Annotated in this window: 25 protein-coding genes and 2 pseudogenes; 11 read left to right on the top strand and 16 right to left on the bottom strand. The window is 42.6% G+C overall.

Annotation, left to right across the window (positions count from 1 at the left end; genetic code table 11):
• Nucleotides 1-40 precede the first annotated feature (40 nt).
• The 7 genes from H6F44_RS00745 to adhE all read left to right on the top strand — a co-directional run bounded on the left by H6F44_RS00745 (nt 41) and on the right by adhE (nt 7,287).
• Complete coding sequence (locus H6F44_RS00745) at nt 41-940, top strand: DUF4388 domain-containing protein (RefSeq protein ID WP_322096143.1); 900 nt, start codon at nt 41-43, stop codon at nt 938-940.
• Between the two features lie 35 nt (nt 941-975).
• Entirely contained in the window at nt 976-2,292 is a 1,317-nt protein-coding gene (locus H6F44_RS00740) for a bifunctional sterol desaturase/short chain dehydrogenase (protein ID WP_242016373.1), read from the top strand.
• Nucleotides 2,293-2,306: 14 nt separating this feature from the next.
• Nucleotides 2,307-3,182: a 3'(2'),5'-bisphosphate nucleotidase CysQ family protein gene (locus tag H6F44_RS00735; protein WP_190348995.1), complete on the top strand. Its 876-nt coding sequence runs from the start codon at nt 2,307-2,309 to the stop codon at nt 3,180-3,182.
• Nucleotides 3,183-3,235: 53 nt separating this feature from the next.
• Nucleotides 3,236-3,979, top strand: coding sequence for a pyruvate formate-lyase-activating protein (gene pflA, locus H6F44_RS00730; RefSeq protein ID WP_190348994.1), 744 nt, complete (start codon nt 3,236-3,238; stop codon nt 3,977-3,979).
• Between the two features lie 72 nt (nt 3,980-4,051).
• Entirely contained in the window at nt 4,052-4,312 is a 261-nt protein-coding gene (locus H6F44_RS00725) for an AbrB/MazE/SpoVT family DNA-binding domain-containing protein (protein WP_190348993.1), read from the top strand.
• Nucleotides 4,306-4,629: a type II toxin-antitoxin system PemK/MazF family toxin gene (locus tag H6F44_RS00720; protein ID WP_190348992.1), complete on the top strand. Its 324-nt coding sequence runs from the start codon at nt 4,306-4,308 to the stop codon at nt 4,627-4,629. Before H6F44_RS00725 ends, H6F44_RS00720 begins: the two co-directional genes overlap by 7 nt.
• Nucleotides 4,630-4,686: 57 nt before the next feature.
• Nucleotides 4,687-7,287 (top strand): bifunctional acetaldehyde-CoA/alcohol dehydrogenase, encoded by a 2,601-nt coding sequence (adhE, locus tag H6F44_RS00715; RefSeq protein WP_190348991.1) that lies wholly within the window; start codon nt 4,687-4,689, stop codon nt 7,285-7,287.
• A gap of 54 nt (nt 7,288-7,341) precedes the next feature.
• Here the strand turns inward: adhE and H6F44_RS00710 are convergent, their stop codons facing one another.
• From H6F44_RS00710 to H6F44_RS00700, 3 genes are all read right to left on the bottom strand, one after another.
• Nucleotides 7,342-10,506: an AAA family ATPase gene (locus tag H6F44_RS00710; protein ID WP_190348990.1), complete on the bottom strand. Its 3,165-nt coding sequence runs from the start codon at nt 10,504-10,506 to the stop codon at nt 7,342-7,344.
• 17 nt (nt 10,507-10,523) lie between these two features.
• A complete protein-coding gene (locus H6F44_RS00705) occupies nt 10,524-13,286 on the bottom strand; it encodes a tubulin-like doman-containing protein (protein WP_190348989.1) in 2,763 nt (920 codons plus the stop codon).
• Nucleotides 13,287-13,441: 155 nt separating this feature from the next.
• Complete coding sequence (locus H6F44_RS00700; protein ID WP_190348988.1) at nt 13,442-15,283, bottom strand: vWA domain-containing protein; 1,842 nt, start codon at nt 15,281-15,283, stop codon at nt 13,442-13,444.
• Nucleotides 15,284-15,340: 57 nt separating this feature from the next.
• Here H6F44_RS00700 and H6F44_RS00695 point away from each other — a divergent pair.
• Nucleotides 15,341-15,790 (top strand): annotated as a pseudogene (locus H6F44_RS00695) (bifunctional acetaldehyde-CoA/alcohol dehydrogenase); the annotation flags it as partial.
• Nucleotides 15,791-15,839: 49 nt separating this feature from the next.
• Here H6F44_RS00695 and H6F44_RS00690 read toward each other — a convergent pair.
• Both H6F44_RS00690 and H6F44_RS00685 read right to left on the bottom strand, forming a co-directional pair.
• Nucleotides 15,840-16,061 (bottom strand): type II toxin-antitoxin system HicB family antitoxin, encoded by a 222-nt coding sequence (locus H6F44_RS00690; RefSeq protein WP_190348987.1) that lies wholly within the window; start codon nt 16,059-16,061, stop codon nt 15,840-15,842.
• Nucleotides 16,062-16,071: 10 nt separating this feature from the next.
• Nucleotides 16,072-16,389 carry an HNH endonuclease gene (locus H6F44_RS00685; protein WP_242016380.1) on the bottom strand — a complete coding sequence of 106 codons (318 nt, stop codon included), beginning with the start codon at nt 16,387-16,389 and terminating at the stop codon, nt 16,072-16,074.
• Here H6F44_RS00685 and H6F44_RS23450 point away from each other — a divergent pair.
• Nucleotides 16,330-16,452 (top strand): hypothetical protein, encoded by a 123-nt coding sequence (locus H6F44_RS23450; RefSeq protein ID WP_277874089.1) that lies wholly within the window; start codon nt 16,330-16,332, stop codon nt 16,450-16,452. The genes H6F44_RS00685 and H6F44_RS23450 overlap by 60 nt on opposite strands.
• A 46-nt stretch (nt 16,453-16,498) precedes the next feature.
• Here H6F44_RS23450 and H6F44_RS00680 read toward each other — a convergent pair whose 3' ends face one another.
• The 8 genes and pseudogenes from H6F44_RS00680 to H6F44_RS23865 form a co-directional block, all read right to left on the bottom strand.
• Nucleotides 16,499-16,801, bottom strand: coding sequence for a hypothetical protein (locus tag H6F44_RS00680; protein WP_190348986.1), 303 nt, complete (start codon nt 16,799-16,801; stop codon nt 16,499-16,501).
• Between the two features lie 8 nt (nt 16,802-16,809).
• Nucleotides 16,810-17,022 carry a DUF2283 domain-containing protein gene (locus H6F44_RS00675; protein WP_169364709.1) on the bottom strand — a complete coding sequence of 71 codons (213 nt, stop codon included), beginning with the start codon at nt 17,020-17,022 and terminating at the stop codon, nt 16,810-16,812.
• The gene (locus H6F44_RS00670) at nt 17,010-17,324 is read right to left on the bottom strand and encodes a DUF4258 domain-containing protein (protein WP_190348985.1); all 315 of its coding nucleotides are present in this window, start codon (nt 17,322-17,324) and stop codon (nt 17,010-17,012) included. The genes H6F44_RS00675 and H6F44_RS00670 overlap by 13 nt, the downstream gene beginning before the upstream one ends.
• 174 nt (nt 17,325-17,498) lie before the next feature.
• Nucleotides 17,499-18,194, bottom strand: coding sequence for a DUF2290 domain-containing protein (locus tag H6F44_RS00665; protein WP_190348984.1), 696 nt, complete (start codon nt 18,192-18,194; stop codon nt 17,499-17,501).
• Nucleotides 18,187-20,364: a DEAD/DEAH box helicase gene (locus tag H6F44_RS00660; protein WP_190348983.1), complete on the bottom strand. Its 2,178-nt coding sequence runs from the start codon at nt 20,362-20,364 to the stop codon at nt 18,187-18,189. Before H6F44_RS00660 ends, H6F44_RS00665 begins: the two co-directional genes overlap by 8 nt.
• Nucleotides 20,365-20,442: 78 nt before the next feature.
• Nucleotides 20,443-20,685: a hypothetical protein gene (locus tag H6F44_RS00655; RefSeq protein WP_190348982.1), complete on the bottom strand. Its 243-nt coding sequence runs from the start codon at nt 20,683-20,685 to the stop codon at nt 20,443-20,445.
• Nucleotides 20,686-20,732: 47 nt separating this feature from the next.
• Nucleotides 20,733-21,023 carry a transcriptional regulator gene (locus H6F44_RS00650; protein WP_190348981.1) on the bottom strand — a complete coding sequence of 97 codons (291 nt, stop codon included), beginning with the start codon at nt 21,021-21,023 and terminating at the stop codon, nt 20,733-20,735.
• Nucleotides 20,998-21,126: pseudogene (locus H6F44_RS23865) on the bottom strand (type II toxin-antitoxin system RelE/ParE family toxin); the annotation flags it as partial. The pseudogene H6F44_RS23865 and the gene H6F44_RS00650, both read right to left, overlap by 26 nt.
• Nucleotides 21,127-21,234: 108 nt before the next feature.
• Between H6F44_RS23865 and H6F44_RS00645 the strand changes: the two are divergent.
• Nucleotides 21,235-21,558: a hypothetical protein gene (locus H6F44_RS00645; RefSeq protein ID WP_190348980.1), complete on the top strand. Its 324-nt coding sequence runs from the start codon at nt 21,235-21,237 to the stop codon at nt 21,556-21,558.
• A 37-nt stretch (nt 21,559-21,595) separates the two neighbouring features.
• Nucleotides 21,596-21,790, top strand: coding sequence for a hypothetical protein (locus tag H6F44_RS00640; RefSeq protein ID WP_190348979.1), 195 nt, complete (start codon nt 21,596-21,598; stop codon nt 21,788-21,790).
• A 3-nt stretch (nt 21,791-21,793) separates the two neighbouring features.
• Here H6F44_RS00640 and H6F44_RS00635 read toward each other — a convergent pair whose 3' ends face one another.
• The 3 genes from H6F44_RS00635 to H6F44_RS00625 form a co-directional block, all read right to left on the bottom strand.
• Nucleotides 21,794-22,018 (bottom strand): hypothetical protein, encoded by a 225-nt coding sequence (locus H6F44_RS00635; RefSeq protein ID WP_190348978.1) that lies wholly within the window; start codon nt 22,016-22,018, stop codon nt 21,794-21,796.
• A 159-nt stretch (nt 22,019-22,177) separates the two neighbouring features.
• Nucleotides 22,178-22,597, bottom strand: a complete 420-nt coding sequence (locus H6F44_RS00630) for a type II toxin-antitoxin system VapC family toxin (protein WP_190348977.1) — start codon at nt 22,595-22,597, stop codon at nt 22,178-22,180.
• Nucleotides 22,594-22,854, bottom strand: coding sequence for a FitA-like ribbon-helix-helix domain-containing protein (locus H6F44_RS00625; protein WP_190348976.1), 261 nt, complete (start codon nt 22,852-22,854; stop codon nt 22,594-22,596). The genes H6F44_RS00630 and H6F44_RS00625 overlap by 4 nt, the downstream gene beginning before the upstream one ends.
• Between the last annotated feature and the right edge of the window lie 222 nt (nt 22,855-23,076).

Genomic DNA, 23,076 nt, shown 5'->3' with positions numbered 1-23,076 from the left:
GTCTTCTATAGGGTCGGTGATCTGGGCTTTTAGAGTTTTTGTGCTGACCTACTCAATTGATTTTGAATATTTAAGCTTTGTTACAGTTATGGCAATCACAGGCTCTTTATCCGAGTTTTCTCTCCCAGAGATCTTCCAGTTTCTAGATCAAGGTCAAAAAACTGGAATTCTAACCATTCGAGATCCACAGGATCTGCGGACTGGCAAACCCTTTTTGCGATATATCTGGCTGCATGGCGGTCGGGTAGTTGCCGCAGGCGATCGCCTCGACAATCGTGGGCTAGTGCAGTTGATTGAGCAACGTGGCTGGATAAGCGATCGCCTGCGCCCTGATGTCGAAAGATTAATATCCGAGAATGTCCCCCTTGGTTTAAATCTCAAAGCTTTGGGAATATTGCAACCCGATCAACTCAAGCTATTGTTTAGCATTCAAGTATTGCGTCAGGTTTGCGCTTTGTTTCAGATTGAAACAGGGCAGTTTCGTTTTGAGGCAAAGGCAGAATTACCCAAGTCGGAAATGACAGGGCTTAGTCTTCCCGCAACAGAAACGACCCTGATGGGGCTGCGTAGTCTCAAGGATTGGAAAGCACTGCAAAGTAAGCTGCCAGAGGCAAACTCAACCCTATTTAAGCTAATTGTAGGAGAGCCACAGTTACGCCTCGAAAATCTCGAAAATCAAGTGTGGCAATATGCAAATGGCACGACTAATCTTAAAAAAATAGCTGAAAAGTTAGGGATTTCGATCGCCAAGCTGCAACAAATCGCCTTTCGGCTGATTGTGGTGGGGCTGGTGGAGGAAGTGCCTGATATTGATATGGGGATGCCGAGCGCGGAATCTGATCATGCTGAAGTCAATCAGTCGATAAATAATAGCGATCGCCCTGAAATTAGTAACTCATTTTTGCAAAGTCTCGTGGGATTTTTGCAGCATAAAGTCTAATCCGCTACAATATCTAACCGTGGTGTTTAGAAATATTGCAAGTGATTACAAATGATTTACAATTGATCGCGCAGGCTCTTGGTCAGCCGATCATGCAGGTGATTTCTAGGGAATATATAGAGGCGATCGCCTCTAATATCAACGCCTATGGTGGACAAACCTTGGCAGCGATCGCTTCAGTGTTGATTGCCGAGATTTTGCGCGATTGTTATCACATTGCAGGACATTACTGGAAACCTTTGCAACCTTGGCATAACTTGCATCACAAAGCCTATCGCGCTGATTTGAGCAAGGTGAGCATGGAGATTTACCGCCAAGCTGAATTGTTTAACGATGTGCCAGAAGCTATTTTTATGGTGTCAGCATCGGCGGCGATCGCGGGGATCGGTTATGGCTATGGACTATGGGCGATGGCATTTGGTTGCATCTATGCGTTAGGATTTTTGATCATGGCATTGGCGCGATCTCAAGGCTGGCTGCTTGCCACAGACATCACCCACAAAGAAGGCGCATTGGTGCAGTTACCTTCGCAATGGACGGTCAATCGGACTTACCATTGGCGACATCATTTCGATCGGGGCGAAGCTTATTTTTGTAGTACTTTCACATTGGTGGATCAGATTTTGGGTACAGCACTATCCCTCAAGGGCAAAAACATTGCCATTACTGGCGCTTCGGGCTCAATGGGTCGCGCCCTCATTGCCCAACTCAGCAAGCGCGGCGCAAAGATGATTGCCTTGACCTCTTCGCCCAATGCGGTCTTTAATTTGGGCGACACAGAGGGCAGCACCAAAAAGAAAGAAATTGAAGTAATCTGTTGGCAAATGGGCAAGGAGTCAGAATTACGCGATCGCTTGCAAAAAGTGGATATTTTAATTCTCAATCATGGTGTGAATGTTCGCGCTGCAAGGGATTCTCAATCGATTTATCAGTCCTATGAGGTGAATACCTTTTCCGTGGCGCGTTGGATGGATTTATTCTTAGAAACTGTCACCGAGTCGAAACATATTGCCACTAAAGAAATTTGGGTGAATACCTCCGAGGCAGAGGTGAATCCTGCCCTAAGCCCCCTATACGAAATGTCCAAAAGAGCGATCGGCGATCTGGTCACTTTGCGCCGCCTTGATGCCCCCTGCACGATTCGCAAGTTGATTTTAGGACCTTTTAAAAGTGAGCTTAACCCCTATGGGATCATGTCCGCAAGCTTCGTTGCTTGGGCGATCGCTTTTCTTGCTCAAAGGGGCTTCCGTAATATCATTGTCACAATTAACCCACTTACTTTTATTCTTTACCCCATTAAAGAATTTATGCGATCGCTATATTTTCGCATTTTTTCCCGCCGTCAAAACTAATCATTGAATTTGCTATGAATTTCTCCCTGAGTGCATCAAGCCAAAATTCTATTTGTCAGTTTATCCGTGAGGCTGGGCAAAAAGCTGTATATCTGCGGGCGCAAGGCTTTCAAGTTGATGAGAAGGGCTTTGATGATTTTGTCACCAATGTCGATCGCGAACTGGATCGATTACTCAGTGAGCAGTTTCAAGCATGGTTTCCTGAGCATATTGTGATTAGTGAAGAAAGTCAGCGATCACAACAGCTTTGGGAGCAGCGATCCCCGTTGGGTAAATATGAAAATCCTATCTTTTGGCTAATTGATCCCATTGATGGGACTGATGATTTTATTCATGGGCGCGAATTTTATTCCGTCATGGTTGGCGTTTTGGCGGGATCGCAACCAGTATTAGGATGGGTTTATGCTCCCAAAAGTGACCTGCAATATTTTGGTGGCACGGCGATCGATGGCATATTTACGATTACCAATGGCAATATCCCTGAACGCTTTCATCCGACTAAACCCATTGCTGCTAGTCGCGATCGCCTCATCGTTAGCAAAAAAGACGATCTCGCCTATGGTGCGGCAATCAAGACAGCCGTTCCCCATGCGGAGTTTTATAGCCTTGGTAGTTTTGGTCTCAAAGTAATGGAAGTGTTACAGGGACGCGCCAGTGCTTACATTTACCTCAATCGCCGTGTCAAAATTTGGGATACGGCTGCCCCCTTGGCGATCGCCCATTCTGCGGGTTTAGTCTGCTGTGACCTTGAGGGCAAATTAATCAGTTTTGATGCCAATGCCATTAATCCAGAGGATCTCACCCATAATCAAATTATCATCGTTGCTTGGCAGGAATTCATCGATGAATATTTAGAGGCGATCGCCAAGGAACTGCGAGTACTCCTCTAGATATATTCTGAATTTCGTAGTAAAATAAAAAAGGAAAGATTGTAGAGATTGCAATGATTTCTCAAATTGGACGCATTCACTCAATTGAAACCTTCGGCACGGTCGATGGACCTGGAATTAGATTTATTGTCTTTACTCAGGGCTGCCCTTTGCGCTGTCTCTATTGTCACAATCCCGACTGCCGCAATACCCATGATGGTAAAGAAGTCACCGTTGACTATTTAATTTCTGAGATCAAAAAATGCAAATCCTTCATTCGTAAAGGTGGTGTAACAGTCAGTGGCGGCGAACCATTGATGCAGCCCGAATTTACGAAGGAAATCTTTCGGCGTTGCCATGAAATGGGCTTGCACACTGCCCTTGATACCTCTGGTTACTGTGCGATCGATGTCGCTAAATCAGTTCTCGAAGAAACGGATTTAGTTCTGTTAGATATTAAATCCTATAAACCCGAACTATTTTATCAAGTTACCCATGTCTCCATCGAGACCACGCTGGCGATGGCGCGATATCTCAGTGATATCAACAAACCCGCTTGGATTCGCTTTGTGCTAGTGCCGCACCTCACCGATGATCTCGAAAATATCCAGCAACTTGCTGATTTTGTCGCAACGCTAGAAAATGTGGAACGGTTGGAGGTATTACCATTTCATAAAATGGGAGAATATAAATGGGAACAATTGGGTTTGCCCTATACGTTGCGCGATACCCCCCCCGCATCTCCAGAGCTTGTTGCTCAGGCGATCGCCATTTTCAAACAACGCGGGATCAATGCGATCGGCGCAGTTGGTGTTTAGCTAGTCTTGACGATCCGACGTTTTGTAATTACAATGTAATTACGCCTACAATATCTAAATCGCCATCCTAATATGAGCGCATCAATCAGAACCAAAATCGTCAAAATTGGCAACTCTCAGGGTATTCGGATACCAAAATTGCTTTTGGAGCAGAGTGGTATTGATACAGAGGTTGAAATCGCAATCCAAGGAGATTGTCTGACTATCTGTAAAGTTCCTCACCCTCGTGCAGGCTGGGATCAAGCTTTTGCAGCGATGGCTCGTAATGGTGATGATCTACTTTTAGATGAAGTTACGGAAACTGCATGGGATCAGGTTGCGTGGGAATGGTAGTTGAAAGGTTTGATGTGTTCTTGGTTAATCTTGATCCCACTGTTGGTAGTGAAATTAAGAAGACTCGACCTTGCTTAGTCATTTCCCCTGACGATATGAATCTCTACATTTCTACAGTGATCATTGCGCCAATGACTACCAAAGGGAAAGAATATCCCACTCGCCTTGTTTGTCAATTTCAAGGGAAGAATGGTCAAATAATTCTTGATCAAATTCGTACCGTTGATAAGGTTCGTTTAATTAAAAAATTAGGTCGAATTAGTCAAGATGAACAAGAAATAGTGCTTGCTACTCTAGCTAAGATGTTTGCAGAGTGATATCGATCAAGGATATATGCAAGCAAATCAAATCAAAGAATTGAATCAGGAGTGATTATGCTAGTTGCAAATAAGGTTACGAATGTTGAAGAATTGGAACTGTTGATTGGGCGAGTGAAGAAGGCTCAAGCCGAGTTTGCCACTTTCTCACAGGAACAGGTTGATTATATTTTCAAGAAGGCAGCGCTGGCGGCAAATGCGGCGCGGATTCCCTTGGCAAAGGCGGCGGTGAAAGAGTCGGGAATGGGGGTGATTGAAGACAAGGCGATTAAAAATCACTTTGCTTCGGAAATGATTTACAACAAGTATAAGAATGATAAAACCTGCGGTGTAATTGAGTCAGACAAGCACTTTGGCTATGAACGCATCGCTGAACCCGTGGGCATTTTGGCGGGGATCGTACCTGTAACTAACCCCACTTCCACGACAATTTTTAAGGCGCTGATTGCTTTGAAAACCCGCAACGGGATCATCTTTTCGCCCCATCCACGCACGAAGGACTGTACCAGACAGGCGGCGGAAATTGTCTTGAATGCGGCGATCGCGGCGGGTGCGCCTGCGGATATTATCGGTTGGATTGATGAGCCGACCGTGCCACTGTCTCAAGCGCTGATGCAGCACCCATCGATCAAATTGATCTTGGCAACGGGTGGTCCTGGCATGGTCAAGGCTGCCTATTCTTCGGGACATCCTTCCATCGGTGTGGGCGCTGGCAATACCCCTGCCATTATTGATGAAACTGCCCATATTCAGATGGCGGTAAGCTCGATTATTCTCAGTAAGACCTTTGACAATGGCACGATTTGCGCTTCCGAGCAGTCGGTGGTGGTGGTTGACGAAATTTACGATGCGGTGCGTGAAGAATTTATTAAGCGCGGTGCGTATTTTCTCAATGCTGAGGAACGGGATCAAATTCGGAATGTGATCCTCACCGATGGACGTTTGAATGCGGCGATCGTGGGGCAGTCGGTATCGGTGATTGCGGAAGTGGCAGGATTCACGATCCCCGACAATACGCGGGTGTTGATTGGTGAAGTGGAGGCGATCGATAAGAGCGAACCCTTTGCCTATGAGAAGCTTTCGCCGATCTTGGCGATGTATCGCGCTAAGGACTTTTTGAATGCTGTTGACAAAGCCGAAGCCTTGGTGCTTTTTGGCGGACATGGACATACCTCATCCCTCTATACCGCCCCTAGCAATCAAACCAATATTCGTTATTTTGAGAGCAAGTTAGAAACCTCGCGGATTTTAATCAATACACCATCCTCACAGGGGGCGATCGGTGATCTCTATAACTTCCGCCTTGATCCTTCGTTAACCCTTGGTTGCGGCTCTTGGGGTGGTAACTCCATCTCCGCCAACGTCACGCCGCAGCACCTATTGAATATTAAAACCGCCGCCGAACGCCGCGAAAATATGCTGTGGTTCCGTATTCCCCCAAAAATCTATTTCAAAGCGGGATGTTTGCCTGTGGCACTGCGCGACCTCAAGGATCGCAAACGCGCTCTGATTGTCACCGATCGCCCTCTCTATGAACTGGGCTTGACCAAAGAAGTTACTGACAGCCTCGAAGAAATTGGCATCGCCCATTACACCTTTTACGATGTCGAGCCTGATCCATCCCTAGCAACGGTTCGCAAAGGTTTAGACATTTGCAATAGCTTCCATCCCGATGTGATCATCGCCTTTGGTGGTGGTTCGCCCATGGATGCTGCCAAAATCATGTGGTTGATGTACGAGCATCCCGATATTGAATTTGAAGGAATTGCCATGCGCTTTATGGATATTCGTAAGCGTGTTTACGAGCTCCCTCCTTTGGGCGCAAAGGCAATTATGGTATCGGTTCCCACCACTTCAGGCACTGGTTCCGAAGTTACGCCCTTTGCGGTTGTCACCGATGAGAAAACTCATATCAAATATCCCCTTGCTGACTATGCGCTGACTCCCACCATTGCGATCGTTGATCCCGAATTGACGATGCATATTCCCAAGCGGCTCACTGCTTACGGCGGTATCGATGCCCTCACCCATGCGATCGAAGCCTATGTCTCCGTCCTTGCTTCGGAATATACCAATGGCTTGGCGCTGGAGGCAATTAGGCTTTTATTCAAGTATTTACCCAGTGCCTATAAAAATGGCGCGAAAGATCCCAAAGCGCGGGAGAAGGTGCATTATGCCGCCACGATCGCAGGGATGGCTTTTGCCAATGCTTTCTTAGGTGTTTGCCACTCGATCGCCCACCAGTTGGGCGGTACTTGCCACATCGCCCATGGTCTTGCCAATGCCCTGATGATCACCCATGTGATCCGTTACAACGCCACCGATGTTCCCTTTAAGCAAGCGACTTTCTCGCAAAACAAATATCCCAATAGTAAGTGGCGCTATGCCCAAATTGCTAATTATCTAAATCTCGGCGGCGAGACTGATGATGAGAAGGTGGAGCTATTAATTGCGGCGGTGGAAGACCTCAAGCGTCAGGTGGATATTCCTGCCACGATTAAGGATGTGCTAATTGAGCAGGGTACGAGTGAGGAGTTCTTTATGTCCCATTTGGAGACGATGGCGGAACAGGCATTTGATGATCAATGCACTGGTGCAAATCCTCGCTATCCTTTAATTGTGGATCTGAAGGAGTTGATGGTGAAGGCATACGGCTAGAAATTAAAGAAGCGGCGCATTGTGCCGCTTCTTTCGTTTGAGAAAATGATATTTTTAGTTTAGTGGATTGTTTAGTGGATTGTATTCGCATAACATATTGTCAATGAGATTTCGCTCAGAGCTTTCTAATACTTCCCAATCTTGACGCTGCTCTAGTTTGGCTAAACTCTCATAGATAGTTTCTGCATCGGAGCATAACCTTGCATTTTCTGTAAACTCCATGAGTTGATCGTATATTTGCTGTTGTGCATATTCTCTAGTTAATATTTCAGCGATCGCTCTGCGAGTTGTTCCTAACATTTTGTTATTGAAAAGATATTGCTTTTTGTCATAGGTAACGACTTTAAGCGCGATCGCTAATAGTAATATTTCCCAAGCTTCATGAAATTCTTGAGTTGGCATAATGTCATCTAAACTACGGTTTTCGATGTCTATGCGATCGCCAACTTTGTCATAGCAAAGTCGATAAAATTCGATGCTGCTTAAGAAATACAAAGGGAAGCCCATCTGCCTACCCAACAGAGTCAAGCTATGGCGATCATCACTTTCATAAACAGTAATATTTTGGCGAAGCTGCCGTAAGGAGTTCAATATTTCATCACTGCCATCATTATTTCTCCATAATGTCAAATCTTGAGCGTTGGTAGCAATACTATCCATACTTGTATGGAATAGTTGCACTAGAGGTTGCGAAACCCTGTAAAACTTTTTCAAGATTACATCAGAATTATTCGACAGTGGGAATTCAGAATTTCCATTTAAAACATCCATTAGGGAGTACCTAGAAAGATGTTCAAACTTTTCTTTCGTGTAAGCCTCTATTTTTACCTCAAATAGATTACGGGTTATTGCTAAAACCTGCGATCGCTGAATTTCATTTTCTGTAAATAAACTAGCAGTGCGATTTATGTCAGGAAATAGGCTTGTGTAAACTGAGTCAATGTCTTGGATGGAGATAATACTACTGCGAATAACTGACTCAGGAATATCAATACTTTGAATTTTCTGCTCAAAGTGATAACGCAGTTGATGCAACCAATCCAATGTCCGCGTAAGACTAGCCTCTAATCTCTGTGCCGAAGCAATTGCTGTATCAGCAACATCAGCGCGAATTCGTTGTAAGTAGAGGTCAAACTCAAATTTGAGTTGCTCGTTATGATTGCGCCGTAATGTTGTGGCTGCGGCTTTAAAACTACGTTGACTGTTTTTCAATTGGGTGGTGGCTTGTTTTACTTCCTCACTAACTGCGATCAGATTTTTAATAAATGCTACCAACCAAACCGCTAAAGCAATTCCTGAAATAAGCCATATCAAGCCACCGATCGCGCCCAAGAAACCAAAAATGGCAGCAGTGATCGCTAACAATCCTGTAACTAAAACGATCCCACCTAAATAGAATACCAAATACAACATCAGAAAGGTACGCTTACGCTCTAAAGCATCATCTAGGCGATCGCGACATCTTTCCCAATCTTTTTCTTTGGTATATAAATCCTTCTCAGCCCGATCAATTTCCTGCCTGAGTTTTTCTTCTTTATCCGCGATCGCATTCTGACGATTTCGTTCTGCGGCATAGTCCTCTGACCTGATCGCAATTTGTAATTTTTGCCATATTTCCAAGAATTCGGCTCTCTTTAGCAAAATCTTTTGTGACAGGCTAATGTCTGGTACTTCCTGTTGTTCATTTCCTTCCTGATCATTTGCTTGATTAATTTCTGGATCGGGAATTTCACCAAAATCATTCTGAGACTGCCAGTTTTCTGTAATACTTTTGGCAGTGGGATCTATAAAAAGCAGGTTTTTTTCAGCGTCTTCTAAGGCAGCAAGCTCGACTCTTAACTCAGCAATACGCTGCAAACATTTCTCTGACTCTTCTCGGCTGATTGTGATGCCTAAATTGCTATCCAAACTGAGGCTTAATTTACGTTTATTGACAATGAGATTCTGCGGTTCTTCACCTAAAATATCTGTATTACCTGTAATTGAGAAGTCCACTAAAAGCTTTAAAAATTGCGATACTCTATCTAATCCAGAATCAATAGAATCAGACTGCTGTGTAACTGAATTTTCTAATAGTTGATTGATTTTAGTCTTGGCTAAAGAACTAGACTCTTCTGCAACTCGTTTAAATCCCAATAGTCTTTGGTCACGAAATATTTGCTTTTGATTCTTGAGGTTGTCAACGAAGTTTTGCGTAAGCCCCAAACTGGGTTCAGAGATAGTTGGCGAAAAATCTTGCCAAATCCGCTTACCTCTTGGTTGTTCAATTTCATCAAAGGCTTCGCTAAAGGATTGCTGCAACACAAAAGCCTTAGTATCTAAAAGCAGACGGCGATAATTTTCGCGAGTTTTTTCAAACTCAGCTAAAAATGCTGTATCTAGAATATCCCTTGAAAGAGTTAAATAGAGCCGTCTAATAATTTCATTAACTGGGAATATCACTTCACTACAGCCAAAGCTGCTAAAAGCCGCCACTTTTTCATTAATGACAGTATCGCCAACCGCGATCCCTAAAGCGTCTGGCTCACGAATTAGAAATGTAGATATGATTTCAGAATACGCATCTAAACCATTTTGGAAAGATGGCATTTGAATTCTTTCGCTATTGGTGCGATCAATTAGCCAATGGTTATCAAAGCGCATGGGATTATTTAGACGGCGACTTTCAGATAGATGATGATCGATGACTTTAAAAAATCCATAGGTATCAGCACAAGCTTGTTCGGTTTCGTTCTCAAATAGCGAAGGTAGTAAAGCAACTAGCTCTAAGCTGTTTGACTGCCCCGCAAACAACCTGTTTAGTAGAAATCTTAGTAAGTCAGCGTAAACAGGCAAAGTATCACGACAAGTTGGGTAGGCAGTCGTGGCAAAGCAGTAAATACGCCTTTTTGGTGATACATTAATTCCCGCTTGTTCGGCAGCAGAAAGCACATTAGGATCACTACCACTTCTGAGTAAAGCTATTGACGATTGCTCCAAACTCGCCATTAATTCACTGCCAGCTAGAGATTTATTGAGGCGATCGCTAATTAAGTCAAAGTCTTGACAGGCGTAAGCATCCAAATCTTCAGATAGCTTACCCTCACTAGCAACTAATGCCCGAAACTGAACCAAAGCTGCAATTTGGGGATATCGCTGCTGAAGTTTGTTCCGCACCGCAGCCAAAAGTCTAGTGCTATAGGGATCAACGGCGATCACGATCGCGGGAATAAAGTTCATAGCTTATTCTCTCAAAATTACAATGTATCTAAATGGTCTAAATGGTTCTCAATTGCATGAATCTCGGCTTCAACTTGTTGTTGCAAAGTTGAGTCTATCTTTACTCTCTTCTGCAACTGTTCCTCTAGTTTTGCACTCAGATCATTAGCATAATCATTAAGAAACTGGCAAACTTTATCTTGCCCACCATCTTTGTCCATTTGCGCTAGACGATCATAGACTTGCGCTTTGACTAATTCAAGAAGCTCTTTGTTTTTCCTATGCTTAAACTCGTTGTAAGCACCCACCCGATCATCAGCCAGTTTGATATCTCGCACTACTCTAGAACCTGTCAGCCTTGCCGAGGTTTGAAAAGATTTACCTCGCTTTTGAATAATTCCTAATGCTAAGGCTAGGGCAAAACATTCCATAGCATCATCATCATCATCTGTTGGTATTAGATCTGAAAAAGATGCCCAATCCTTGTGTAAATGCTTAAAAGCACGTCCAGGATCATCGTAATGTTGTTTCATCTCTTCGATTCCTTGCAGAGCAAACAAAGGCACACCAATTCTGACTCGAAATAAGGTGATTCGGGTGGAATCACCTGTGGAGACAATACTGGGTTTATTCCCACGACTGGGCAATTGCTGCTGAATAATCGGATCATTGAGAATCGAAGTATTCGCATCTGCGGTTCCATAGTAACAAGTCTCATGAATTGTCCCTGCATCTTCAATCGGAATTTTTGCCTCGTCATATCGCCACAATGGACAGGCTAAATCCCAAAGCTGTTTTAAGTCCTCGCCAGCTTGGTCAGGAGTACTCTGTCGCAAAGCCTCTTCTACAGAAAGATCTGTCAACACACCATATCTCTCAGCAATAAAAGCAGTGATCTTTTCTTGCAACTCTCCCACAGTTAAGCTCCCCCAATCGGATACACGGCAGTTTTGTTCCTTCTGCCAAATCAAAAAGTCTTCATAGACTATTTGTGGCTTAACATCGGCAATATTAAAGCGTTGCAATGTGTGAACAAAAAGATTGGGATTGTCTACTGAGGCGCTACTGGTAGCAACTTTCTGTTGAAAATTTCTTACTAGTTGATTAAGAGCGCTCTTAACTTCTGTTTGTCGAGCCAAAAATTTATTAATCAGAGACAAAACCTCTCCCATTAACTCAGCTGCTTTGTCATATCTCTTGTAATTGAGATAATATTGGCTCATTTGTGTAACCAATCTGGCGTATTCCTGACAAGCTGCTGTGACTTTGTTCTCTTTGCTCAAGATAGCACTGGCTGCTTCGCGGATTTTCGCTTCTCGATCTTCTAGGCGCACTCCTTTCTGCTGACGTTCAAAATCTCTCGCTTTCGACTGATAGCTACGTTGAGATTCTTCTAACCTCAACGTTAGGATTTCCAACGCTTTCTGACAATAGTCTAGCCCATTCTCCCGATTGACATTTTCTTGCCACCAATTTTCAACTGATTGAATAATACGCTTTGATAAAGTGGTATAGTTGACTCTAATCCTACTGACTACAGATGTTTCCATGCTGCTCATATGTTGGGTCAGCTTTTCCTTGATGCGCCGATCTGCGCCAGAGGTATAGGCAAAGCCAGCCATTGAGAAGGGAAAACTTAATTGTCCGCCAGTTTCTTTTTCACTCAAGGCATCGATCACAGTTCGATCTTGCAAACCAAAACTTTGCATTAAAGATTCTATTTCATCTTCCGAATCGATAGACTGTTGTGATTGCCCCAACAGATGCTGCTCTATTAGGTTGCAGCTATCTTGCCACTGAAGTCTCTGCACATCCTTAGTTGGTAGAGTCAGAGAAGCGACACCAAAGCTGCAATAGTTTACCCAAAAACGATTTTTGCAAACTTTACGCTCAGATAGCATTCCCTTAATATTGTCATTGGAGTTATTATTGTCTACTCCGATTTGCGATGCGACCTGCACATATAATCCATCGGCTATTAGATTTTGTAGGTCTTTAGGTTCGCCGATCATACGGCCCGCTTCGTTAATCCCATCAATCAAAAACAATAAATCAAAAGGCGATCTCTCTATCGTTAATTGACGTAATCCGTAATCAATTTCTGTGGTTTGAGGTTGCCAGAAATGCTCAATTTCTTTAAGCGCTCCGTAGGCATTTGATTTCACCATTTCAGTGATAGGTTTGTTAGCAAATACACGGGGTAAGGCTAAGATTCCTGTGATTGAAATTTGTGGATCGCCATTCCGTGCCATAAAAGCGACATCAAGAAAAGTCCCGCTACCAGTTCCACCCGCAATACTACCGACAATAAATACTTCGACTCCCCCAGTATTAGAAACCAATAACTCATCTTGAAAAGATTGGCGACTATTTCTCAGATCTCTAACATTAGCGATCGCATGATGGATCAATCCAAAAATGTCCGCACTCTTAGCAAATAGCCCCAAACGTCCTCTTGCTCGTACTTGACCTGCACCCCTCTCAATACCTAAATTAGCGTTAACTTGCGGCGGCCACCATTCTTGGATATTTCTGTTTCTGACGATGTTACTAGGATTAGTGATCGATATTTGGTAAAGTTCGCTAGGATCTAGGGATACGGCGACTCCTTGTGCTGTACTTTCCCTATTCTGTTCATTTTCGGTTGTATCAATCGATAGCAACTTAATCACAGGAGGAACCTTGCCGTATATTTCCACAAGTCTCTGCTTAAGTTTCAGTAATACGCCATACCCTGTACCACCCAAGCCAATCACAACAGTCGGACGAAATACGGTTAGAGGACGATTTGGAGTGGACAAGATTTTTACCTCAGAAAGTAAACTAAGTAAGTATATTGGTTAAGCTGAGCAGCCCCCACGAAGTCGTCTAAGTAGCTTTGCTAGAGCTAATCAACTATTCAGTTTAATTATAAATTACCTTAATTAGTTTATCAGACTTTGACAAAACAATCATATTAGATTTGCTCATCTTCAGATTCAGAGATGTTTGGTCGAGGATGATCAATGGCATGGAAAGTAGCCTTAACTTGACCATCAATAGTTATGACATCACCATCATAAAGAATTTCCTGATTAAAAACCCCTAACCCATTTACCTCGACATTATCACTTTTAGGATATATTAAAATTTGGGTCTTGCCTTCGATTTTAACAGCAATCAACTCAACTTTTGTCTCATCAGATATGATTTCAGGCTCTAAACAGTTTCTTAACTCCTTTGCCAGATCAAATTTTTTAGTGCGTAATCTAGCAAGATCGATGCTCTGATCATGATCTTCTAATTCTAAATATCCATCTAAATCGTTAGGTCTATTGAGCAAATACCAAACCCCACCTAACATAGCCAAAAAGATCAACAAAGGTAAAATAATTGGCAAAAGCCTAAACCATAGAGGATCAAGCACCTCAACTTTCGCGGTCAGACTGGCAAGCGTTTGATCGCTCTTACCTTCGATCATCATAATTTTGATCTTTTGAGAACCAGACTTTAGAGAGTCATCAAGCTTAAGTTGAACAGGAAATTCAACTGGGCTATTGGGCGACAAATCAAGCGATCGCAAATTTTCAGTTAATGAAACTTGATTTGAATAGCTCGGTTCAACAATTGGCTTAATCGTAATTTTATCGTTACCCTGAATTGTAATCCTCCTAATCTGGGTTAGTTGCCCCCGTTCGACCTTATCAAAATCTATGACTAGGTTACTCAGATTTAAGCGTGAATTTATAGTCACATTGCCAGCAAAGGTTGTATTGCGCGGCTCGATATTTGGCTGATCGATTTCAGGAATGAGTGTGAATTTTAGCGCTCTTGTGCCAGCGATCGCATTATCACTAATTTTTAGGCGAATTGGCAAGTCATTATCAGTGTTTGGGATCACTGAAATAGGTGCATTAGGCTCAAGCAGAGAGATATCCTTGCTACCATCGCTTTCTAATTGGATTGCAATCTTTGCAGGTACATTATTACGAACCTGTAAAATTTGCGGCACTGTCTCACCACCTGGAATGATTTGCCCAAAATCAATGTTAGTTTGGGCAATCTGCGGTTGGGCAATTACTTTAGGTGGCGGCGGCACAGCATCCCTTGCAGCTTGCCGAATACGGTTTCCTGCTTGCAGTAAATTAGCCGCCCCTGGTGATCGCAATACCAAACCGCGATTATTCAATGCTGGGTTATTAGCAAATTGATCTAACTGACTCTCATGTACTTTTTCGCCTAAAGAAACCAAAAAAACAAAAGGCTTGCGGTTTAAATTATTAATTAATGCCAAGTTACTGGGAATAGAAACAGGATTAGTTATTCCCGTAGTATCTTCAATACCATCTGTAAAAAGAATAATGCTAGTGTTTCTATTTGCATTATTATGGCGAGATTCTAGCTTGATCGAATAATTTAAGGCATCCTGTAAAGCTTTCCCAATGTGTGTATTCTGTCCAGTAGCCTGAAGTTGTTGGATAATTTGGTTGGCTGATTGCTGCTCAGATTGACTATTAATATTTAGATTGCTTCTTAGCGTTGTATCTTTGTCAAAAGTAAATATAGTTATAGAGTCACCAATTTGAGACTTATTAACAAAATCCGAGACGGTCTGCTTAACTTGGGCAAAGATATTTTTAGTGCCACCTTCACCAACCATAGACGCTGATGTATCAATCACCAAAATCCAATCGACATTACCCTTTGTTTTAGATGGCTGGGCATCTAGAGCATCAATAGCTGTCATTGCTGTCAAGTAGCCAAAACCTAAAGAAGTGGCAAATGTCTTACTATGCGGTTTGAATAGCATTGCTTTCATAATTCATACTGATAAAAATTATAGCTCTTGTAAAGTTCGATCAGAGTGACAAGATTTGCCTTTGTAGGCTTGTGTCACTCGATCGCCCACCAGTTGGGCGGCACTTGCCACATCGCCCACGGACTCGCCAATGCGCTGATGATCACCCATGTGATCCGTTACAACGCCACCGATGTTCCCTTTAAGCAAACGACTTTCTCGCAAAACAAATATCCCAATAGCAAGTGGCGCTATGCCCAAATTGCTAATTATCTAAATCTCGGCGGCGAGACTGATGATGAGAAGGTGGAGCTATTAATTGCGGCGGTGGAAGACCTCAAGCGTCAGGTGGATATTCCTGCCACGATTAAGGATGTGCTAATTGAGCAGGGTACGAGTGAGGAGTTCTTTATGTCCCATTTGGAGACGATGGCGGAACAAGCCTTTGATGATCAATGCACTGGTGCAAATCCTCGCTATCCTTTGATTGTGGATCTGAAGGAGTTGATGGTGAAGGCATACGGTTAGAAAACGAAAAAGCGGCGCAATGCGCCGCTTTTTTTGGTTATAAATTTTTTTAAGCCACAATTTGATAAATTACGGGGCGATAACGAGGTTTTGGAATTGTTTTGTTTTCTGCTTTTGCAGCTTCTAGCCATGCGGTTTTAGCGAGCATTACTTCATGGAGTGCTTGTTGTGGAGTTTCACCGATCGCTGAGCAATATTTCAAGTTAGGAATATCGGCAATATATGCCTCGTCTTCTTCGCTGTAGAAAATGTTGATGTGATAGTCTTTCATGGTTATTTTGCTACTCAATCGGATCGTCAATTGGCGGTTGTCGGTCTATGGCTATATCTGCAATCCGAATGCTAATTAAGCGATCGCGGTTACAGTCTAAAGCTTTCACAGTGGCGCGTCCTGTTGGGGTAGTGCCTAATAATTTCAGTTTATCGTTAGACCAGACAAAATGATCTTGCCAGCGATCGCTACGGGGATTAAATAGAGAAGTTTCTATTTCTGTTTCGGGATCGATCGCAGTATTTCTTGTATACTTCTGGCGATTGCAATGAAAGCAATCAAGGGCAAGGTTATCGAGATTATCTGTGCCGCCTTGAGATTTTGGCAGGACATGATCGATGGTGAATTGAACGAATTGTCATTTCTCTACAGCATGACAATATTCGCATAGCCCGTTTGCGCGATCGCGTACTTGAGCTTTGGTAGTTTCGGTTATGTTACGCGCCATGTTGGATTTCTGGCTGAGTTTTGGTGATGCTTTCGAGTAGGAAGTTATTGCGAATCATCCGATTGACAAAGCTGAGATAGTCATCGATCGCTGCAAAATCGTCTAGTTCTTGTTCTTCTGTTTCAGTGAGTGGCGTTTCTTCTCGTTTGTCGAGTAGGTTCTCAATGCGTTTTTGTATATTTTGCGATGCGCGAAAGATCATTACTCCGTCTTGTAGTGTTATAGCGATCGCGCCATCAAGGGGGAGATTTTTCGGTAATGTGGTAATTGGTGAGATGAGTGATGTGGTCATTGTGTGATTTAAGCTGCTAATGTTTCAAAGGAAAATCTTAGGTTTGATGATTCTTGGAGGCTGTAATTGAGTTTCTCAAAGCCAATTACTACTCCAGATTTATTTTTCATCAGGATTACTTCATCGCCTGTTTCTTCACAGATATATTCTTGGTTAGGATCGCCAAACCAGACGGTGAGGGTGTTTCCTAGTTTGTCATAGTAGACTTTTACTTCTGCCATAGTTTTTCTCCTTCTTTGATTGCTTCGGTGGGATAGGTGGTAATCAGAAAGCCTTCACCGTTGAGTCGTCTTGTGACGGCACAGACCCAGCGTTTTTGATTTCTGGCTCGATAGAATAGATAAACATCGCGATCGCTTTTACTACGGCGAATTTCATCGGGTTGTGCGAGGGTTTGGCAGACTTCGGCTTCACAGTTGAGTATGATCGGATGTTTGATGGTGGTGATGATGTCCCAGTAGGCTTGGGTGACTCGTACTGTGAAGTTAAGCGGTGTAAGTATTTCAAATAGTAATTCCTCCATTTTGTTGATCCTGAGTTGATTTACATTTCAGATAGCCAAGCATTAATTTTAGCGATGAGTTCTTGCGTGGTTTGTCCTCCTGTGAATAGGCGTATTGGGATTGAATCTGTTAGGTTTTGGCAGAGTTGATGAATCGCCTCATTAGTACTTTTGCCATAAAGGGCGATCGCTAAACTACTTCGTATTTGGAGAAGATAATCTCTTTACAGGAACCTGAAAATGTGCAATTTTCAACTCTTCTGGATGGATTGAATTTTCAAACTCTTCGGAAAAGAATGGTAGTTGCTCTGAATACTTCTTAAATGCTGTATTGTAGAAATTTCTCAGCAAAAAAGAAATGAAACAGTAAGGTGTTAAAGGAGCAGCTATCGGTATTCTACAATTTTGGTACTGCCCCAAGGTCAAATGGGATTTTGGATGATCTACTGGGACAAAAACATCTTCTCGACAGTCAAAATCAAAACGAATCGGGAATGGCACAATATTTCGTGCAATGACATCAGCATACACAATATCTTCTAGATATATATCGGGAGAATTCTGAAACTCTTCTAGGTTGGGTGATGGATAAAAGCCAAGAGAATGACGCTCTAATCCTTTAGCATTATACAAGTAACGCATTGTGACTAAGGCTCCATCTGGCAACTTTGTAATATAAGCCCGTTCAGAGGCAAGATTTTCATAAATTTCTGCATAACTATAATTTTTGAGTGCAATTGATAAATACTCCGATTGTGGAAAAGTAACCTCTACTATATTATTGTTCCCCTTTCTCACAAAGGGATAGTTCTGGTCACTTGATAAGCCAACTTCAACCAAGTAGCCAATTAGCTGCTTAATATGTGTACAGACCTCTTGCGGGCTAAGCATTAATCTCTATTCCTAAAGATTTTTTGAAGGCAGCTTCAATAGCAGCAATATTTTCTTCATCTAGTTCTACTGATTTTATAGCTTCAAGAGCTTCAATAACTTCTGCAACTTTCTTGCCCTTACTATTACGTTGACTGCGTTCGGAGGGGGATATATCACGATGAACAATACTCATCTGTTCTCGTTCGGACTGTGTTGGGTATCGGAAATGCAACTCATAATTTTTGCCGTTCAGAATCTTATATTCATTTATTAAACTCTGCATACCTGCACCAATTCCAAGAACCCTAACCCATGCTTTGCTTCTTGTAATTGCCGTAAACAATCGATTCCGCAAGGTTGCAAGATTTGCAGAAGTTGAATGACAGTCTTGAGCATTGATAATATAGACCATCCCTGCTTCATTACCCTTAGCGCGATAGATTCCTGTAAATGTAATCGATGGTATATCAGATTTAAAGAATATATCTGGATCGGTATCTACTCCAGCTAGATGTGAATTTATTTCACTTTCTAACAATTTTTTGCGGATTGACCCAACCTTTTCTCTAGTAGTCAATGGATCGGGATTAATGACAACAATATCATCGTAAGACAGTTCTTCTTGCTGTAAGTTTTTCTTTATTTCATTGACAACCCAGTTATTCTGTTCTTCTTCATTTTTAAAAATAATAAACTGAACTAAATCACTGGTTGGTGAATGCTCCTCCAAAAATACTGGACTTGCATCAGGCGCTCGCTGTAGAACTACGTTAGAGTCATCTTGTAAGTTACCTTCTTTGACCTCATACCCGATTTCTCGCCATAGCCCAGACTCTCCAAACATTTGTACCAGTCCTGTTTTTCGATTTACAGGGGGCTGACGATAAATTCCAAATCCTAGTGCATGAGCAGTGACCAATACAGGACGAGAATTGCGGTAGCATTTTTCGAGAATGATGTCACTTCTGGGCTTATCAGGTGTTGGAGCCGAGAAGGTAACACGAGGCGTTCCATCAGGGTTTGTACCAAATATCTCCTCAGGAGCTGCTACTGAAGTTCCCGAAAGATTCTGTAATTCGTCATAAGCATAAACCAGTCTCTTTTTGTCATCAAGAATTTCATAACATAGTCTCAAAAAAGAGGGAGGGAAATCTTGCGCCTCATCAACAAGAATTACGTCGTATAATTTCTTGGCTTTGTGAGAGTGTGTTAGCACATTTTGACATACAGCATCAAATACATTGTCGCTTTTAAAATTTCTTTTAGCAGAAGGGAAATCAAAATATGGAGCATCTACAGAACGACAAAACTGATGATAAATTCCGTCCCGTTCTCCACCACCAGGCGCTCCCCATGCATTTAGTACTTTTATTTGTTCCCAGTCAGGCTCTTTACCAGTTTGTATTAAAAACGTGTCAATTAGTCTCTTTAGTTGCCCCTTTACAGATCTTGTATTGAAAGTAACTGCTATCTGCCACTCTGGATGTTGAGAGTGCAGATATGCCGCTTTTAAAGCCAGTACAATTGTTTTTCCTGAGCCTGCAAGTCCTCGTATACGTTGAACACCTTCAACAGTTTCAATAACTGCTTTGTTTTGTAAATTGTCTAGTGTCGAGATCGAATCCTCCAGTTTCTTTAACTTAGCACCACGGGAATCTGGCTTAGTGATAGATCTGCGGGCTTTGCTTCTGCGAATCGTGGATATATTCTGCAATGCAGAAAGCGTTGATCTGTAATATGTAAGATCGCCTTTATCCCAACTAAATTCTTCTAATGCTGTAGAAAGAGAATCTGAATTTACAAGAACATATTCAGACTCAAACGAGTAATCTGTTGAAGCTAATCCTGGAGCAAAAGAAATTGTGTGAATCTTTACCACAAGATCTCGGCGATTCATTAGTTCTTTGTAGTTTTTGAGACGAGATTCGAGTTTGTTAGCCAAATCATCTTGACGTTCCTCAAAGCCTGAAGGATCTAAACCTTCAATTAAGTCGAAAATAACTATTCCTTTACTAGGTGACACCCATACAGCATCAACAGGGAAACTACCGTCAGGACTGGCTATAATTGGATAACCAATAAATAATTCTCCATCTCCATTTTTTAGAGAAGAAAAGAAGTTTACTAAAGCACGGCTTGAGACTGGCTTGCTATTGGTTCCCTGAACAATTGATGTTGAAGATGCCATTTACCTAATTTCCCAGATTCCTATCCTAGACGTTTTTTATCATAACAAAAAATGCTTATATCCTCACTCAGTGACTTTTCACACTCGGCGGCGAATACTCTTGAAAGGAACAACATCGCCATTTTCGATATCCTGCATCGCCTCTTGATAGTCTTCCAAAAAATTAGGAATACTCAACAACTCCTCCGTTGCATCGTTGCTTTCTCTTTCATCAAGATAAGCCAAAAAATCCGCCGCAACCCGCAACCTCTCAGGTGACAACCTTTGCAAAATTGCCTCAATTTTTTGGACAGTATAGAGATTTTCAGCAACAGCTTCCATGTGAATCACCCGAAAAATATACTACAAACATCTTACAGGAAATTTAGCTAACTCGGTTTAACCGTCACAGTCAATTTTAGTCCCAAACTATCCAACCAAGCTGCCAACTCATACACCACTTGACTCTTATCACTTGTGCCAAAATCTTTTACCCATTGGCGATCGCCTTCACCACCCAGTGCCGCCGCAACATGACCTAAACATAAAGGCAACAACTCAGGCTCAGGTTTTTCCTCCTCCAAAACAGCAGACACATAAGCCGCCGATTCTTCAGGATCTTTGAGAGACTCAATTAAAAAATCTTCGTGAGTTTTAACCTTGACCTTGACGCTTTGCATAGTCCCTCCAATAAGACTTAGCCGTTTGAATGTCACGCTCCTGAGAGCTTTTATCACCACCGCACAACAACAGTATAACCCTTGCTCCAACCTGTCCAAAATATTACATGGGACAGATAACGACATTTAAGACAGATATTATCTTCCCTCAAATGTCCTTCACTTCCACAATTACAAACGCTAAGTTAAGCACATCGAACTCAACTTAGTTATGAACACCCACAAACAAATCCAACAGATCGCCGCAACCGATGAAATCCTCGATCAAGCGATCGCCCTAACTCCCATCCGCAAACCCAAAGACCTCAACCACCTCCAACGCCGCCAACAACAACGCGCCATCAGCAACGACATGATCCGCGTTGCCATCGCCTACGGACAACAACGCAGCGATCGGCATGGCGCGATCATCTACACACTAAGCGATCGCCAACTCAAAACCAGTCCCTACGCCAAATTCACCGACACCCTCAGAGGCTTGCAAGTCATCTGTTTACCAGACCTGCAAACCCTGCAAATCCTCACCACCTATTGAAACTTCGACAGCAAACGCAAAGCCAGAAAATAAACCTATGTCTAAACTCTTCCAACTCCAAAAACGCTACAGCGATCGCCTCCACCTCAAACTCACAGGCGGACATAGCAAATACTTTGTCAATTTGCCTATGTCGGCAGTCACAACATCCTCAGTTCCACCATTCCCAATCTCAAAATTGCCTATCCCGACCTCCAAGGCGATGAAACAGGCACGATTCACCGCAATCTAGACATCATTCAAAATACTGCACATCCACAGTTAGCTTTAGCCCCAACCTATCTAACCAAGCCGCTAACTCATACACCGCTTGACTTTTATCACTTGCCCCAAAATCTTTCACCCATTGGCGATCGCCTTCATCACCTAATGCCACCGCCACATCATCAAGCGCCAAAGCCAACAACTCAGGCTCAGGATCGGATTCCTCAAACCCGCAAAGCCTTCTAATAGTAGACACTTAGTAATAATTGCCGATCGCCAATTGGTCAGGCGTTACCAAGCCATGCAAGGAGAATTTGATAGCTCTACAGACCTGCGCGGCGAGATGTCGCGATCGCTTTAAAAATATGTCATGAGGTATAGCATCTCCATATCAATCAACTGCATATTGTCATCTTTAACATTCCCAAGGATTGACCAGAGTTAGATGACAATCACAAAAATCTGCAATATTACGAGTTGCTAGTACAGCATTTTTAGAAAGAGCGATCGCCGCTATTTGGGCATCAGCTTGGGCGATCGGTTTACCAATCTGTCGCCGCAATGAAGCTAACTTTGCATATTCCAGAGCTGCTGCACTATCAAAACTCAAAATCCGTTCTAAAAAATCCTGCTCAAACATTTGCTGCACTGCTCTCTCCATATCACTACGGCGTTTTCCCATGGGCAATAGAGCCAATCCGTAATACATCTCCGCCTGTGTAATTGTGGTGACAAGGACTTCTGATGAAATTTGCTGCGCGATCCAATCCATAACTGTAGGATTGGGAACTGCTCTCATAAACTCGGAAAGCACATTGGTATCGAGAATAATCATGAATCCTCAAATAATGGCTCGAATAAGTTGGGATCGCGAATCGGTTCTCTCTCAATTGAAGGCAAATCAAATCCACCTAAATTTGCAAAGCGCTGATGAATAGATTCACCAAGACTCTGGGGATTATCTTCTTGGGCAAGAACATTCTTGAGAATCACCCGCACTTCTTCTTCCATAGAGCGCCCTAACCGCGCTGCTCTAATCCGCAGTTTTGCTTTGAGCGCATCATCTAAATTTCTGATCGTAATATTAGCCATCTTTGCAATCAATTAGTGATATCAATGATAGCATGGTTTAACTTGGATTAGTAAAGCAAGCAATGCAAGGCGATGCGATCGCTTTAAAAATATGTCATGGGGGCGATCTTGTTAACTGTAAATGTAAAATTTCTCGCAATTTGTTAGTGATTATCAGAATAGATATGAATAATTCAAAAGAATAGATTGCATTTATCATATGGATTTTCGAGTTGTAATAAT

Source organism: Pseudanabaena cinerea FACHB-1277, assembly GCF_014696345.1.
In the GTDB taxonomy this organism is placed as follows: domain Bacteria; phylum Cyanobacteriota; class Cyanobacteriia; order Pseudanabaenales; family Pseudanabaenaceae; genus Pseudanabaena; species Pseudanabaena cinerea.
Note: the sequence above shows the minus strand (reverse complement) of the source record. Positions and strands in the feature narration are given on the sequence as shown.

Excerpts from the sequence above, each read along its gene's own strand:
- H6F44_RS00735 (WP_190348995.1), top strand. The coding sequence starts at position 2,307 with ATGAATTTCTCCCTGAGTGCATCAAGCCAAAATTCTATTTGTCAGTTT.
- pflA (WP_190348994.1), top strand. The coding sequence starts at position 3,236 with ATGATTTCTCAAATTGGACGCATTCACTCAATTGAAACCTTCGGCACG.
- H6F44_RS00725 (WP_190348993.1), top strand. The coding sequence starts at position 4,052 with ATGAGCGCATCAATCAGAACCAAAATCGTCAAAATTGGCAACTCTCAG.
- H6F44_RS00720 (WP_190348992.1), top strand. The coding sequence starts at position 4,306 with ATGGTAGTTGAAAGGTTTGATGTGTTCTTGGTTAATCTTGATCCCACT.
- adhE (WP_190348991.1), top strand. The coding sequence starts at position 4,687 with ATGCTAGTTGCAAATAAGGTTACGAATGTTGAAGAATTGGAACTGTTG.
- H6F44_RS00710 (WP_190348990.1), bottom strand. The coding sequence starts at position 10,506 with ATGAACTTTATTCCCGCGATCGTGATCGCCGTTGATCCCTATAGCACT.
- H6F44_RS00700 (WP_190348988.1), bottom strand. The coding sequence starts at position 15,283 with ATGAAAGCAATGCTATTCAAACCGCATAGTAAGACATTTGCCACTTCT.
- H6F44_RS00690 (WP_190348987.1), bottom strand. The coding sequence starts at position 16,061 with ATGAAAGACTATCACATCAACATTTTCTACAGCGAAGAAGACGAGGCA.
- H6F44_RS23450 (WP_277874089.1), top strand. The coding sequence starts at position 16,330 with ATGAAAGCAATCAAGGGCAAGGTTATCGAGATTATCTGTGCCGCCTTG.
- H6F44_RS00680 (WP_190348986.1), bottom strand. The coding sequence starts at position 16,801 with ATGACCACATCACTCATCTCACCAATTACCACATTACCGAAAAATCTC.
- H6F44_RS00675 (WP_169364709.1), bottom strand. The coding sequence starts at position 17,022 with ATGGCAGAAGTAAAAGTCTACTATGACAAACTAGGAAACACCCTCACC.
- H6F44_RS00670 (WP_190348985.1), bottom strand. The coding sequence starts at position 17,324 with ATGGAGGAATTACTATTTGAAATACTTACACCGCTTAACTTCACAGTA.
- H6F44_RS00665 (WP_190348984.1), bottom strand. The coding sequence starts at position 18,194 with ATGCTTAGCCCGCAAGAGGTCTGTACACATATTAAGCAGCTAATTGGC.
- H6F44_RS00660 (WP_190348983.1), bottom strand. The coding sequence starts at position 20,364 with ATGGCATCTTCAACATCAATTGTTCAGGGAACCAATAGCAAGCCAGTC.
- H6F44_RS00655 (WP_190348982.1), bottom strand. The coding sequence starts at position 20,685 with ATGGAAGCTGTTGCTGAAAATCTCTATACTGTCCAAAAAATTGAGGCA.
- H6F44_RS00650 (WP_190348981.1), bottom strand. The coding sequence starts at position 21,023 with ATGCAAAGCGTCAAGGTCAAGGTTAAAACTCACGAAGATTTTTTAATT.
- H6F44_RS00645 (WP_190348980.1), top strand. The coding sequence starts at position 21,235 with ATGAACACCCACAAACAAATCCAACAGATCGCCGCAACCGATGAAATC.
- H6F44_RS00640 (WP_190348979.1), top strand. The coding sequence starts at position 21,596 with ATGTCTAAACTCTTCCAACTCCAAAAACGCTACAGCGATCGCCTCCAC.
- H6F44_RS00630 (WP_190348977.1), bottom strand. The coding sequence starts at position 22,597 with ATGATTATTCTCGATACCAATGTGCTTTCCGAGTTTATGAGAGCAGTT.
- H6F44_RS00625 (WP_190348976.1), bottom strand. The coding sequence starts at position 22,854 with ATGGCTAATATTACGATCAGAAATTTAGATGATGCGCTCAAAGCAAAA.